This window comes from Candidatus Pseudothioglobus sp. uisw_070 (assembly GCF_059512545.2).
The window spans coordinates 593,941-608,115 of sequence record NZ_CM183456.2 but is presented as its reverse complement, the minus strand read 5'-3'; the positions used below and the strand labels follow the sequence as shown (position 1 = coordinate 608,115).

Genomic DNA, 14,175 nt, shown 5'->3' with positions numbered 1-14,175 from the left:
AATAATTCAAGGAAAAAAATAAAATGACAAGTGCGATAACATGGATATTTATATTTTTAGTCCTATATTGGTCTTACTGTTTTTTTTGGGGAGTTCGAGCTTCGAAGCAAATTGCTTCTGCAGATGACTACTTCCTATCTGGCCGTAACTTATCGCCATGGGTATTTGCTATAGCAGCTACAGGAATATCTTTTGCAGGATGGACTTTTATTGCCCACCCTGGACTCATTTTTAGAGATGGTTTTCAGTTTGCAAATACTTCATTTTTTGCCATAGCTGTTGCAATTTCGGGAGTTGTTCTTCTTAAAAGGCAATGGATGCTCGGAAGGCGTTTTAGATTTACTACATCTGGTGAAATGCTTTCAGCATATTTTAAAGACGATACTCTAAGGATTATTTCAGTTTGCATTGCACTTTTATTTGGCATTCCTTTTGCTGCATTACTCTTTGGATCTTCAGGATTCCTAATAAGTGAATTAACTAATGGTATTTTTTCACGTAATGTAGCCATGTGGTCATTATCTGGACTTGTTCTTTTGTATTCCATCATGGGAGGAATGCAAGCAATAGCAAAAATTTCAGTAGTGCAGACTATATTATTTTTCCTTGGAATGATTATATTAGGCTTATTTGCTCTTGATCTAGCTGGAGGCTTTGATTCATTAAACCAAGGCTTAGCCAACATTGCAAAAAACACAACTAGTCATCTTGGGAAAACTAAAGGCATGGGTGGAGGAAACTTCCCAGGATACTTTGCTATTCCTGGTGTAATTCAATTTACAGATGGTATAGGAATTGAAACCCCAAAGGGTGGCCCATGGACTGCAATTATGACTCTTACATTTATGATGTCAGTTATGGGAATTCAATCCTCACCAACATTCACAATGCTTGGATTTACCAGCAAATCAACTAAAGGCTTTTCAATTCACCAAATATGGGGTGCAGCAGCCTGTGTGGGTATTATTATGTTTTTATTTTCTACTCTGCAAGGAATAAGCGCAAACTTACTAGGGGCAAATAGTGTCGTTAATGAAGCGGGATTTGCTATTGCACAGCACTTGCCAGAATTATCTAAGGCGCAATATACGGAGCTAGTAATGCATTATATTAAACTTGTAGGAAGCACTACACCATGGATGGTTGGCTTCCTTGCTATCTGCGCTATAGCAGCATTACAAGTCACTGCAGCTGCATTTATGTCTACTACTGGAAATATTTTATCTCGAGATATCTATGTTCATTATTTTAATAAAGACTCAGATTATAAAACTCAAATTAAAGCTGCAAAACTCTTTACAGCGTTAGTGTTCTTTTGTGGAATGCTTTTAGCTTCATTTTCGATGGAAGCCACTCTCATTCTTGGAAGTCTAGCAATTGCTTGCTCATTCCAACTTTGGCCATCATTACTAGGTGTCACATGGTTTCCATGGATTACAAAAAATGCTGCAATTGCAGGTGTAATTATTGGAATTATTGTAGTTATCTTCACTGAAACATTAGGACAGAAAATAACTGGTGGGCGACTACCTTGGGGAGTGTGGCCCTGGACAATTCATTCAGCTGTATGGGGTATGTTTTTTAATATTTCAATCTGCTTAATTATCTCTTTAATGACCAGTCAAGATCCTGACAAACAACATAGGGATACATTTCACTCATTTTTCCAAAAACACTCTGTAACAGCTTCTAATGATCGATGGTCTAAGCCAGTTGGAGGTCTTTTATTAATGGTATGGATGTTTTTTGCTATTGGCCCAGGATCAATATTTGGAAACTTCACCTTTGGCAAACCTAATGCTGGTTATGATTCTTGGATGCTTGGAATGCCATCAATTTGGGCATGGCAAATTATTTGGTGGGCACTAGGTGTAGGATTAATTTGGTTTTTAGCTAATAAATTAAGAATGTCTACTGAGCCTGAAAAAGAAATTGAATCAATTAATTAATAGGCTAAGATTTTTTTCTTATTATTTTGAATAGATTTTGTAAGTTTTGATGACACTGCAACTGGCTCTTGATTTGCATAGTCTTCATGGTTCTTAGCGACTGACTCTAGGTCATATAAGTAATTAACCATCACTCCCCAAGAATCATCTAGAGCACTCTGATTAACATTTGCATTTGCATGAATTTTATAAAGAGATGCGCCATTACCAAGATGAAAATGAGCAACTGGATTAATAGCTTGACCATTTTTACGTTTAACTTGAGTTAAGTAATAATAAGTTAGTCGATTCAATACTAAAGGATTTGGCTTATTATCTTTACAACATTCGCTAATATCATTAATTATATTTTCAGGCAAATCTTTATCTTCTAATAGGTTAATTTTGTTAGACCATTTCTTCAGCCCAGGAACAGGTGAGAGAGTAACAAAATGCTTGATTTGTTTGAATTCCTTCTCAATTTCAGTGACTACTTGCTTAATCAAAAAACTCCCGAAAGAAACGCTCTTTAGTCCCATCTGGCAATTAGAGATAGAATAAAAAACTGCTGTTGTGGCGCTAAAAGGATCAATTGGTTTAACGCTTGTATCAAGTATTGGCATAATTGAATTTGGCGTATCGTCCATCAATGCAACCTCAATAAAAATAAGAGGCTCATCTGGAAGTGCTGGGTGAAAAAAAGCATATAACCTTCTGTCATCTGCAGCCACCCTATTTTGTAAATCCTCCCAATCTGAAATATCATGGACAGCTTCGTACTGCATGATTTTTTCCAACACTCTAGCACTTGTCGACCAATCAATGCGTTCAAGTCTTAAAAACCCCCTATTAAACCAAGACTTAAATAAATGAACAAAATCAGAATCAAGTGATTTAAGCTCTGGGGAAGTTTTAATGCACTCTAACAATGACTCTCTCATCTTTAAAAGCACTGATGTTCCATTTGGAACTTGATTTAACCTTCTAAGAAGCTCATGACTCTTAGGTTCAATTAATTGATGAAGTTTCCTGAGCTGGCCTTCATCATCAATATTTAATTCAATGAGAGCTTTTTTGAGAGTAGGCCGATCGACGCCAAACTGATCAAGAAACTGTAAAAAAAATGACTTTTTTTGCTCTTCTGAAAGAGTATTAAAATCTTCCAAAATTATTTTTGCAAGAGAAAATAATGTTGCCTCTCCATTTTTACTTACTAACTGATTGCAAAGCGTGATGATACTTTCAGGACTGGATACTTTCTTATTTGAACGCCCCATACGGATACGCTGAATAAGAGAGTTTAAAAAGTTTTGATGCTGAGTCATGTCTAAATAATAATTTTCGTTTAATTTTATACTACTTTTTCTTTCTAGCTTCTTAGAAAGAATTGGTTGAAAAAAATGAAAATATATACTTAATAACTATTCAATTGAACTAAATCTAAAAACATTAACAGCAATATAGTCATTATATGCAGCGCCTGATTGAAGCCAAGTTTTTGCCTTTAAGGCTGAAATTTTAGGGCTTAAATTATCTTCAAGGTTTAAGTATAAGCCATATTTAAAAGTATAGTCTTCTTCGGTTAAGACTAATAAATCACCATTTGAACTAATGAGGGTTTTCTCTGGCATGCGTCCTTGCTGAGATACAAATGCAGTCTGGCCGTATTCATCCATTAAGCTAGATAATTTAGCTTCGAAATATTCCTTACTAATAGGGCTATGTTTGTAATAATTCGCGTGAAGATCTTCAGCCTCTTCAGCCAAATAACTTCTTAAATCTTCAACTGAAGAAAACACCTCATCTTCAATCCAAAAAATTACAAATGCACCATTTGAACTACCCAGACCCAATGACTGGTCTTCAACCATCAACAGCGCAGAGCCATCTAGTATCGATTGCAAAAAATCTTTGTCTAAACTTCTTATCTCTTCATTGAACTGACTTAGATTCATAATTTTTTCATCCTAGCGTGATTGAAAAAGGAGCGACTTAATAGTTTGATAATTTGTAGCAATATTTCTTAAAGCTTCTTCTCCTAGTTTATTGCTAGTAACGCCCTCTTCAATCTCTTTTACTTTGTCAGCATACATTCTTTTAAGTGTATTTGTTGTAGCTAATATTTCGTAAACACTTGGGGAATTCTTTTCTTTCCAATCATCTGGCAAAATATAAGGATATTTTGGATCAAAATCTATTAAATTATCGTCTTCTTCAGCAACCATCATTTAGTTAATGAGATAAACAATTGAGGAAGTCTCTCAGGTAATTTTTGAATATTATCAATTACCATAAAACGATTTTTACCAAAAATTCTCGAAACATATTCATCAGCGTGAGGATCTAAACTAATACAGAACGTTACAATTCCATGACTTCGTAACTCTTCAACCGCTTTTTTTGCATCCATACGAAGATGCTGTGGATCATCAACGTCAATATCTGCAGGCTCTCCATCCGTTAAGATCAAAAGAATTTTCTTAGCTGAAGATTGAGTCAATAAATTGACCCCAGCATGCCTTATTGCAGCCCCCATTCTGGTTGATAGGCCACCTTTTATTCCAGCCAATCGGCCTTTTACTTCATCATTAAAACTATAATGAAATGGCTTAAAGCGATAGTACTGAACATCGTGTCTTGAATCCGATGCAAACCCTGAAATAGTTAAATTATCTCCAATCTTGTCAATTGCCCATGAAAGTAATGAAGTTGACTCTTTCATTAGCTCCAAAATTGTTTTATCACTTCCAATAACCATATCAGTGGTAGATTCAGATAAGTCCATTAATAAGTTCACAGAGACATCTCTAACATGCTGCACTTTCTTTACATAAATCCTGTCAGATGGGGTTATGCCAGATCTAATATCTGCTAAAGCTGTTACGCATGCATCAAGATCAAGCTCACTTCCTTCTTGTTGCTTCTTGAGTTTTATGAGACCTTGAGGCTGCATTCGATCAATCGCATTTTTAAGTTGATTGGCAATAGGTTTGTGAGTTTTTAAAATTTTATTAATTAACTCTGGATCCCCTTTTCTCAAACGTCTTTCATACAGAGTTGCCCAGTTTGGCCGATAGAGCTGAAGCTGATAATCCCACTCATTGTAATGAAAAGGCTCACTTACTGGCTCCTTACCCTCAATTTCATTAATACTTACGCCATCGAGCTCATCAGGAAAGTACTCTGACTCTAAAGTCCAAATTTCCTGCGCATCATCACCTGCGGTTTCAACATCAAGCTCGTTATACATCTCCATAATATTGACATTTTTACGTACCTGTCTTTGACTAACAGGGACATAATCATTGCCCTCTGACAACCAATCAAGCTCTTCGTACTCCCAAATATATCTATTATCATCTCTATATATAATTGGCGTTGATACAAGAGCGGAAGCGCTTATTTTCACATCTGTTTCAGTCTTAAGTAGCTCGTAATAATTCATACCCAACTCATAGCTCATTGCTGATGATTCAGGCATTTTGGTCATTTTTTTAATAAATAACTTAAGAAAATCACTGTTAAATGACTGCTTTACTGTGTATTTTTGATCTAATGCAGCCCTTGAGAAATCAACCAGATCTACTATGAAAGGATTTAAATCTTTTAAGTCCTCATCTTCAGGATGAAGCGCAATCCAAGTTTTCTTCATACCTGGAAATTTTTTTAATGTATTAAGCTCAACCCTTAAGTCTTCTATTAGAGAAATGCATGCAACTTGCAAAGGATTTAAGTCATCCCCTTTAAAAGCCACTCTAGTTTCCATAATATGAGCTGCGGCATGAGCACAAACCGCCCTATAACAATCTATACCAGGGATAATTCTTCCAGAAGTATGCTTATAGTCATCATAAGCATCTGGAATATGCATAACTCCATATTCAATATAAGGTCTTAGACCTTTCTTAGTTTCGTAGTCACCTGAAGTCGGTCGTAGAAAAAAATCACGGTTATAAAACGCTCTAAGATAAAACTGCAACTTTCTTTGATTATCAATAAATAGCGTTCCGCGCCTCTCCTGCTCAAGTATTTGCATTGATTCTGCACTACTTAATTCAAAATAGGCGATTTGGGCTTTAAAATCTCGTTTGAATGATTCAGCTCCATAAAGAACCCATCTTCTTAGGCCGCCAAGAGTAAGCTTACTAGTTAACTGATCAATATTATTTAGCATTGGCCTCATACCTCTAGGGGCTAGAGCTATCATTCGCTCCATTAACCTAAGGTAGCCTTTTAATAAATCAAAGTCACTCATCCGCCTTGCAACGTTTGGAAGGCTTGCAATCATCAGCACCAAGACAGAAGAGGATGTTTGTGAAGACATTTTCATAATTGAAAATACAATCTCACCAATTATGGACTCGCCAACCTCTCTAACGACCATAGGCGTCTCTTCCAAGAAAGAGATAACCATGTCTTCACCTTTACCCATTGCATGAAGAGCACCAGCACCATCTAAATAGACTTTAAGTCCATTTGGGGACATAACCTTAGAGGCTTCAACAAAGCTCCCTGCAAGCGCATCATGAAGAATGTCAGAGGAATCTCTAAACTTTTGTTCAAAATCGGAAAGTTGAACCGCACTCATTACTAATCCTTAATCAAAAAAAGTATCGATTGCAGCATTAAGAGTGTCGACAATATCTAAGTCATCCGTAATAGGATTAACCATTGCAATTTTACAGGCAGACTTTTCATTAACCTTATTAGCAATTAATTGTCCTGCATAGATACATAATCTAGTAGATATTCCCTCATCCAGCCCATGGCCGACAAGATTTCTAGCTCTTTGAGCAATTTGGACTAGTTTCAATGCTATTTTTGGATCAACGCCGGACTCTTTAGAAATAATATGTGCCTCAGTTTTTTCATCTGGGTATTGAAAGTTAAAACCACAAAATCTTTGCTTAGTCGATTGCTTAAGGTCTTTCATTAAATTTTGATAGCCAGGGTTATAAGATATAACCAATTGGAAATCAGGATGCGCTTCAATCAACTCGCCTTTCTTGTCGAGCGGTAAAGTACGGCGATAATCTGTCAAAGGGTGAATCACAACGGTTGTATCTTGCCTGGCCTCTACGACCTCATCTAGATAACAAATACCGCCATAACGAGCGGCCATTGCAAGAGGACCATCTTTCCAAATTGTACCTTCCTTATCAAGAAGAAATCTCCCTACTAAATCACTGGCTGACATATCTTCATTGCAAGCAACTGTAATTAAAGGCTTACCTAATTTATACGCCATATATTCTACAAACCTAGACTTACCGCACCCAGTGGGGCCTTTCAACATAACCGGCATACGATTCATATACGCAGCGGTATACATATCTATTTCATCATTTTGAGGTTGGTAAAAAGGCTCTTTTGCAATTTTATATTGATCTAATTCATTCATTTTTATATCCTCTTCAAAAAAAAACCCCTGCACTTAGACAGGGGTTTATCCAATCAAGCTTACCTAATTTTACTTGATTATTTAAATCCTTTGCCTCTGTAAATAACCATTGAAGCGCCCTGTGATTGAGCGTAATTATCATAACCAATTAGTCGAACATGATTATCTGGGTTAGCATCATGGCACTCCTTACATTCAGCAAGAATTGTATCAACATCTGTCTCACCAAATAAAGGAAGTTTCCACATATACCAGTAATTTTCCATAGCATTTTCAACTTCAGTATGCTCTACGCCAGGGTTATAACCCTGATCAACAATGTACTGTACTTGTTGTCGAATTTGTTTATCATTCATTGCAGGTAAGTATGAAAATGTTTCAAACTTTCTGCTCGAGTTATCGCCAAGGCGTGATGGGTAATCTTGAACTTTGCTCATAATATTTTCCTTATATTAGTTTTTATTGTAATAAAAGTTGATTGATGCATTACTTGTGCACTATGTCCAGCTTATCAACTGTATCGAACTCAAATTTAATCTCTTTCCATGTCTCCATTGCAATCTTAAGCTCAGGTGAGTGTTTTGCTGCACTAGTAAGAATCTCTTTAGATTCCTTTTCTAAGTCTTTTCCAGCGTTCCTTGCTTCAACACATGCTTCAACAGCAACTCGATTCGCAGCAGCACCTGCTGCATTACCCCATGGATGGCCAAGTGTTCCGCCGCCAAATTGGAGAACTGAGTCGTCACCAAATATATTTACAAGTGCTGGCATATGCCAGACATGAATTCCGCCTGAAGCTACAGGTAGCATCCCTGGCATTGACCCAAAGTCCTGATCAAAGAAAATACCTCTTGAGCGATCTTCTTTAATAAAGCTATCGCGCATGCAATCAATCCAGCCCAAAGTGGATTCACGGTCACCTTCAAGTTTTCCTACTACCGTTCCTGAGTGCATATGATCACCTCCAGAAAGGCGTAAACACTTAGCAAGCACTCTGAAGTGAATGCCGTGATTTGGATTTCTATCTACAACAGCATGCATTGCTCTATGGATATGAAGCAATAAGCCGTTATCGCGGCACCAATTTGCAAGACCTGTATTTGCTGTAAAGCCTGCCGTAAAGAAGTCATGCATAATGATTGGAGTTCCTAACTCTTTCGCATACTCAGCTCTTTTGTACATCTCTTCTGGCGTAGGAGCTGTTACATTTAAGTAGTGGCCTTTCCTTTCACCTGTTTCTCTTTCAGCCCTTTCAATTGCATCCTGAACAAAACCGAAACGATCTCTCCAGCGCATGAAAGGCTGTGAATTTACATTTTCGTCATCTTTTGTAAAGTCTAATCCACCACGCAGTCCCTCGTAACATGCGCGTCCATAATTTTTAGCTGATAAGCCAAGTTTGGGTTTAATGGTACATCCCAACATCGGCCGGCCATATTTATTCATTTTGTCTCTTTCAACCTGGATTCCATTTGGGGGACCTCCACACGTCATAACGTAAGCTATCGGAAAACGAATATCTTCAAGTCTAAGAGCTCTTAATGCTTTAAAGCCGAATACATTTCCTACGAGAGAGGTAAGAACGTTAACGATTGAGCCCTCTTCAAATAAATCGATTGGGTATGCAATAAAAGCATAAATTGCATCATCTGATCCTGGCACGTCTTCAATGCGGTAGGCGCGTCCCTTGTAGTGGTCAAGATCTGTTAACAGGTCAGTCCAAACTGTAGTCCAAGTTCCTGTTGAAGATTCAGCTGCAACAGCGGCTGCAACCTCTTCTCTTGGAACGCCTGGTTGGGGCGTAATTTTAAAGCATGCCAGAATATCAGTATCTTTTGGCTCATACTCGGGCATCCAATATGTATCGCGGTATTCCTTTACACCTGCATCGTAACCTTTCTTAGCCATAGTCCCACTCCCTGTTTATTAATATTAATATAAAAATGAAATCATTATAGTAGGTGAAATAAATAATGTAAAATAATATTTATTTAAATAATCATCAATTTATATTATGATTAATTATACATTAAAACAGCTCTATAGCTATGAATCAGTCATTAGATTAGGCGGATTTACAAGCGCGAGTAAAGAGCTCCATATCACTCAGCCTGCAGTATATATGCAGATACAGCAGCTTCAAGATAGTATTGGAGCAAAATTATTTGATATTAATGGAAAAAAAATCAGCGCTACATTTATTGGAAAAAAGCTTTATGAAACTGCAGTAAAAACGATCAGTACACTTGAAAATTCAAAACTTGAAATGGATGAAATACTCAGTCCAGATTCTGGCCATCTTCAAATAGCAGTTGCAACAACTGCAAATTCATTTATTAGCGCATTACTTGCAAAGTTTAAAAAAGAGTTTCCTAAAATGACTTTCTATATCGATGTTACAAATAGGCAGTCACTTCTTAACAACCTAAAAAATAACAATGCTGATCTCGTAATAATGGGAGAGCCTCCAAAAAATATTCCATTAATTTCTCAAGCATTTATGAAAAATCCTTTGATTGCAATCGCTCACCCTGAGAATGAGCTGTTAAATGAGAAAAGAGTCACAATTAAAGATTTAGCCAAGGAAACTTTACTTACGAGGGAAGTTGGTTCAGGCACTCGCATAACAATTGAAAAGTTTACTGGTTTAAACTTTAATTCAGATATTCAAATTAACTCGAATGAAGCTATTGTTGAGGCGGTTCAAGCAGGATTAGGGATTGGTTTTGTTTCGATGCATTCTGTGAATCTTCAACTTAAAAACAATATTATCAAGCAGCTTAATGTTGCCCCCTTTCCGATTGTAAGGCAATGGCATATTGTTCATCATGCAGAGGCAGAGCTGTCTCCAATTGCAAGAAAGTTTAAACAGTTTGTAATTGAAAATACAAAGGCTGAAAAATATCTATAAACCTTAACTGCGATATTCCGCATTAATCTTGACATAGTCATACGAAAGGTCTGTTGTCCATACACTCTCACTAGTGTGAGCAGCCCCCAAACTAATCCTAATTGTGATCTCAGGCTTTTGCATTTCCAAGCTTCCAGCGGCCTCTGTGTAGTCTTTACTTATCTCACCTGAGGAGATAATTTGTAAATTATTTAAGAAAATATCAATATTTTCAATAGAGATTCCATCTACTTTTGACCTTCCTACCGCAGCCAAGATCCTGCCCCAATTTGCATCACTTGCAAATAATGCAGTTTTAACTAGTGGAGAGTGGGCAACGGTATACGCAACTTCCAAACAATCATCAACTGAAGACAGACCACCAACTTTTATTTCTACAAATTTAGTAGCGCCCTCTCCATCTTTAATAATCATTTGGGCTAATGTTTTTGTTATTTCATTCAGTGCATTTTGAAATTCTTCTTTACAATCGTTGAGCTGAACGCTAGATTGATCGGTAGCACTTAAAGTGCAGGCATCATTTGTTGAAGTATCACCATCAACTGTAATCCGGTTGAAAGACTGATTTACTGCAATATCTAAACAGTCATAGAGCTCTTCTTTTGAAGCCCCAATATCACTAACTATAAAACTTAGCATCGTTGCCATATCCGGTCGAATCATTCCTGAGCCCTTAGCAATCCCTGATAGAGTGACATTATTTCCATTTATAACAAAGGAAATAGAGCAAGATTTTTCTACTAAATCAGTAGTTAATATGCCTTTAGATACATCACTCATGTTACTTGATGAGAGGTCATCAACTAGCTTTTCTGTATTGTTTTCAAATGGCTCTAAGGGTAATAACTGTCCAATTACTCCAGTTGAAAATGGCAAAATTTGATCTGAATTAATATCCAATTTTCCTGCAAAAATCTCACACGTCTTCAAACAAGCCTCCAAGCCTTTTTGACCGGTCCCTGCATTGGCGTTTCCACTATTGATAAGAAGAGCTTTTACATTTGAATTCAAGTGATTTTTTGCAACAATAACTGGAGCAGCACAAAAAATATTTTGAGTAAAAACTGCAGCAGTTTGCGTGCCTTTGGTAAATGAAATTAGTGACAAATCTAAAGCATTATTTTGCTTTATGCCACTTGAGATTGAAGCGAACTTAACGCCTCTTACTTCGAGCAAATCACCAATCATATAAAAAATATTATGGAAAAAATAATTATTAGTATTTTACCCAATTCATATATCAGCTAATCATTTTAAAAAATTTATAGAGCTAGGCTTTATTTAGTATCTCTATCAAGTTTATTAAATAAAAGCATAATGACTGCTCCTAGAAATACCATAATCAAAGCTGGAATCGCCGCCCTTTCATATAAACCTTCAGCGCTTAACTCGTAAACCCGAATCGCTAGTGTATCCCAACCGAATGGTCTTAATAAATAAGTTGCGGGCAGCTCTTTCATGACGTCTACTGAAACTAATAAAGCTCCTGCTAATATTCCAGGAGTCATCATTGGCAAATACACCTCCTTAACTAAACGGAAGCGACTAGCACCCAGTAATCTTGCACTTTGCTCAAAAATAGGCTTGATTTGCTCACTAGAAGCGATAGTTGAGTTAAAAGCAATCGCCATAAATCTAGATACATACGCAAAGAGCAACAACGCAACAGAGCCAAAAAGTATGTGATTGATTGATGAGCCACCAAAATAAATACTAATTAATGAAATATTTTGGACTCCATAAAGAAGACCTACTGCCATTACTGAACCTGGTAAAGCGTAACCAAGTGTTGAGAATCTAATTAATATCTGGAGGACTTTGCTATTAGACTTTCTTCTGCTAGGGAGAGCCAGAAGTGTTGCAACAAAAACTGTCAAAACTGTTGCGCTAATTGTCAATATACCTGTAGAAGATAAATAATCAAGATACCTTGGGTTCCACTCTTGGGTGAATTTTTCAAAACTCCAAATTATGATCTGAAGCATTGGCAGTGCAAATGAAAGCATAAAGACGCCAAATACAAATACAAAAAGCAACCATCCAATTAGGCCATTTGCATGATATGGCTTTATATTAGAAACATCTGATGAGTAATACTTGGCCTTGCCACGCGCTTTTTTTTCAAAGTAAATAAGAAGGAATGCAACCAATACTAATAAGGATGCCAGCTGAGCAGCTACTTCAATTGATCTAAAGTCACCCCAGGCAGAATAAATTGCTGTTGTGAAAGTTGGGTAATTAAATAATGAAACAACCCCAAAATCCGCCAAAGTCTCCATTAACGTAACAAGCAATCCAGCAGCTATTGCAGGCCTTGCCAAAGGGACAGAAATCTTCCAAAAAACACTGATAGGAGATGCGCCTAACATCTTACCAGCCTCAATCATCTGTATCTTTTGTCGCTTAAATGAAGCCCTGGCCATCATATAAACATACGGATAGAAAACCAATACGAATGTTAAGATAATCGCCCAATGACCAGAACGAATATCAAATCCTGAAACTCCAGTAAGCTCTCGTAACCATACCTGTGCATACCCTGAATAGTCAAAAACTCCAAGATATACAAAAGCTAAGACATAAGCGGGTATAGCAAAAGGAAGAAAAAGAGCCCACTCAAGCCACTTTCTTCCTGGAAACTCAACCATGACAACTAAGTATGCAAGAACTGTCCCAAGGACACTAACTCCAATGCCAACGCCTAGAAGCAATATTAAAGTAGAGCTAATTAGTTCAGGAAGAAGATTTTCTGAGAAATGCCCCCAAAGCTCTGTCCCAGGTAATAACCAGGCAGAACATACAACTATTATTGGGAAAGCAACCGAAAATGCTAAGAAGCCCATTAAGATATTTGAATTATTCTGTTTAATACTCATTGGGCTATTTAAATTGTAATACCTACCTAATTATCTATAGCCTTCTCTCTGCATTAAGGCAACCGCATCTGCTTGATTTTTTCCAGCAACAGATAAATTCATTTTATCCTGATTAAAATCACCCCACTGCGCAATTAAATTATCAGCTTTTAATTTTTGACTTGCTGGGTACTCTTTATTTAACTCTACATAAATCTTTTGGGCTTCGATTGAAGATAAAAATTCTAACAACTTAATAGAGTTTTCTTTGTTACTAGAGTGTTTTGTAACTCCAGCTCCCGAAATGTTTACATGAGTTCCTGAAGAGCCTTGGTTCGCCCAAAATAGTTTAAGCGCAACATTTGGCTTTTCAGCTTGGAGGCGTCCAAAGTAATAGGTATTCACAATACCAACATCACACTGACCTGCCAGGATAGCACTCATAACATGATTATCCTCTGCGTTTGGAGTTGCGGCCAAATTATCAACCCAGCCCTTTACAACGTCTGTAGTAGTTTTTTGTCCGTCATGATAAATTAAAGATGCTACGAGAGATTTGGTATAAACTTTTTTACTTGTTCGTAAACAAAGCCTACCTTTCCATTTTTTATCCGCTAAGTCTTGATATGTAGATAATTCTGAAGGGTCTACTCTTTCAGTACTATAAATAATTGTTCTTGCTCTAACCGATAAACCTGTCCAAAATCCCTCAGGATCCCTAAGATGATCTGGAATATTATTATTAATAATTTCACTTTTTACTTGCTGAAATAAATTTTGTGAAGCTGCATACCAAAGATTACCCGCATCAACAGTAATAAACATATCTGCCTTGGTTCTTTTGCCTTCTAGTTTAATACGTTCAATCAAAGCTCCACCATTGCCTGTTAGATATTTAACCTCAATTCCAGTATTACTAGTAAAAGCATCAAATAGTGGTTTAATTAAGTGCTCTTTCCTAGTGCTATAAACGGTAATACTATCACTAGTCGCTGCTAAAACAGCAGTTGAAAAAGATGTAGAAAAAATTGCAAAAACCAGCACAGAAAGAATTAGTTTTAATTTTGTCACTTTGCACTC

Annotated in this window: 12 protein-coding genes; 2 read left to right on the top strand and 10 right to left on the bottom strand. The window is 36.8% G+C overall.

Going from position 1 to position 14,175, the window contains the following annotated elements; all coding sequences use genetic code 11:
* Positions 1-23 precede the first annotated feature (23 nt).
* A complete protein-coding gene (locus tag AC5YGD_RS03005) occupies positions 24-1,949 on the top strand; it encodes a sodium:solute symporter family transporter (protein WP_496142062.1) in 1,926 nt (641 codons plus the stop codon).
* Here the strand turns inward: AC5YGD_RS03005 and AC5YGD_RS03000 are convergent.
* The 7 genes from AC5YGD_RS03000 to AC5YGD_RS02970 form a co-directional block, all read right to left on the bottom strand.
* Positions 1,946-3,253: a malonyl-CoA decarboxylase domain-containing protein gene (locus AC5YGD_RS03000; protein WP_496142061.1), complete on the bottom strand. Its 1,308-nt coding sequence runs from the start codon at positions 3,251-3,253 to the stop codon at positions 1,946-1,948. The genes AC5YGD_RS03005 and AC5YGD_RS03000 overlap by 4 nt on opposite strands.
* A 96-nt stretch (positions 3,254-3,349) precedes the next feature.
* Positions 3,350-3,883, bottom strand: a complete 534-nt coding sequence (locus tag AC5YGD_RS02995; RefSeq protein ID WP_271556415.1) for a hypothetical protein — start codon at positions 3,881-3,883, stop codon at positions 3,350-3,352.
* Positions 3,884-3,895: 12 nt separating this feature from the next.
* Complete coding sequence (locus AC5YGD_RS02990) at positions 3,896-4,156, bottom strand: hypothetical protein (RefSeq protein ID WP_416687946.1); 261 nt, start codon at positions 4,154-4,156, stop codon at positions 3,896-3,898.
* Positions 4,153-6,516: a VWA domain-containing protein gene (locus AC5YGD_RS02985; protein ID WP_496142060.1), complete on the bottom strand. Its 2,364-nt coding sequence runs from the start codon at positions 6,514-6,516 to the stop codon at positions 4,153-4,155. Before AC5YGD_RS02985 ends, AC5YGD_RS02990 begins: the two co-directional genes overlap by 4 nt.
* Positions 6,517-6,525: 9 nt before the next feature.
* Positions 6,526-7,329 carry a CbbQ/NirQ/NorQ/GpvN family protein gene (locus tag AC5YGD_RS02980; RefSeq protein WP_271556431.1) on the bottom strand — a complete coding sequence of 268 codons (804 nt, stop codon included), beginning with the start codon at positions 7,327-7,329 and terminating at the stop codon, positions 6,526-6,528.
* Between the two features lie 77 nt (positions 7,330-7,406).
* The gene (locus tag AC5YGD_RS02975) at positions 7,407-7,766 is read right to left on the bottom strand and encodes a ribulose bisphosphate carboxylase small subunit (RefSeq protein WP_271537665.1); all 360 of its coding nucleotides are present in this window, start codon (positions 7,764-7,766) and stop codon (positions 7,407-7,409) included.
* 49 nt (positions 7,767-7,815) lie between these two features.
* The gene (locus AC5YGD_RS02970; protein WP_271537666.1) at positions 7,816-9,237 is read right to left on the bottom strand and encodes a form I ribulose bisphosphate carboxylase large subunit; all 1,422 of its coding nucleotides are present in this window, start codon (positions 9,235-9,237) and stop codon (positions 7,816-7,818) included.
* A gap of 106 nt (positions 9,238-9,343) precedes the next feature.
* On the opposite strand from AC5YGD_RS02970, the gene AC5YGD_RS02965 reads away from it, so the two are divergent.
* Entirely contained in the window at positions 9,344-10,240 is an 897-nt protein-coding gene (locus AC5YGD_RS02965; protein WP_496142059.1) for a LysR substrate-binding domain-containing protein, read from the top strand.
* Positions 10,241-10,243: 3 nt separating this feature from the next.
* Here AC5YGD_RS02965 and argJ read toward each other — a convergent pair whose 3' ends face one another.
* The 3 genes from argJ to AC5YGD_RS02950 all read right to left on the bottom strand — a co-directional run bounded on the left by argJ (position 10,244) and on the right by AC5YGD_RS02950 (position 14,166).
* On the bottom strand, positions 10,244-11,428 hold the full coding sequence (gene argJ, locus AC5YGD_RS02960; protein WP_496142058.1) for a bifunctional glutamate N-acetyltransferase/amino-acid acetyltransferase ArgJ: 1,185 nt from the start codon (positions 11,426-11,428) through the stop codon (positions 10,244-10,246).
* Between the two features lie 89 nt (positions 11,429-11,517).
* Positions 11,518-13,116 carry an ABC transporter permease gene (locus tag AC5YGD_RS02955; RefSeq protein WP_416679026.1) on the bottom strand — a complete coding sequence of 533 codons (1,599 nt, stop codon included), beginning with the start codon at positions 13,114-13,116 and terminating at the stop codon, positions 11,518-11,520.
* Between the two features lie 30 nt (positions 13,117-13,146).
* The gene (locus tag AC5YGD_RS02950; RefSeq protein ID WP_416652987.1) at positions 13,147-14,166 is read right to left on the bottom strand and encodes an extracellular solute-binding protein; all 1,020 of its coding nucleotides are present in this window, start codon (positions 14,164-14,166) and stop codon (positions 13,147-13,149) included.
* Positions 14,167-14,175 lie beyond the last annotated feature (9 nt).

Bases quoted from the DNA above. Each gene is read 5' to 3' on its own strand.
- argJ (WP_496142058.1), bottom strand. From the start codon at position 11,428: ATGATTGGTGATTTGCTCGAAGTAAGAGGCGTTAAGTTCGCTTCAATC.
- AC5YGD_RS02990 (WP_416687946.1), bottom strand. From the start codon at position 4,156: ATGATGGTTGCTGAAGAAGACGATAATTTAATAGATTTTGATCCAAAA.
- AC5YGD_RS02955 (WP_416679026.1), bottom strand. From the start codon at position 13,116: ATGAGTATTAAACAGAATAATTCAAATATCTTAATGGGCTTCTTAGCA.
- AC5YGD_RS02995 (WP_271556415.1), bottom strand. From the start codon at position 3,883: ATGAATCTAAGTCAGTTCAATGAAGAGATAAGAAGTTTAGACAAAGAT.
- AC5YGD_RS02970 (WP_271537666.1), bottom strand. From the start codon at position 9,237: ATGGCTAAGAAAGGTTACGATGCAGGTGTAAAGGAATACCGCGATACA.
- AC5YGD_RS02980 (WP_271556431.1), bottom strand. From the start codon at position 7,329: ATGAATGAATTAGATCAATATAAAATTGCAAAAGAGCCTTTTTACCAA.
- AC5YGD_RS03000 (WP_496142061.1), bottom strand. From the start codon at position 3,253: ATGACTCAGCATCAAAACTTTTTAAACTCTCTTATTCAGCGTATCCGT.
- AC5YGD_RS02985 (WP_496142060.1), bottom strand. From the start codon at position 6,516: ATGAGTGCGGTTCAACTTTCCGATTTTGAACAAAAGTTTAGAGATTCC.
- AC5YGD_RS02975 (WP_271537665.1), bottom strand. From the start codon at position 7,766: ATGAGCAAAGTTCAAGATTACCCATCACGCCTTGGCGATAACTCGAGC.
- AC5YGD_RS02965 (WP_496142059.1), top strand. From the start codon at position 9,344: ATGATTAATTATACATTAAAACAGCTCTATAGCTATGAATCAGTCATT.
- AC5YGD_RS03005 (WP_496142062.1), top strand. From the start codon at position 24: ATGACAAGTGCGATAACATGGATATTTATATTTTTAGTCCTATATTGG.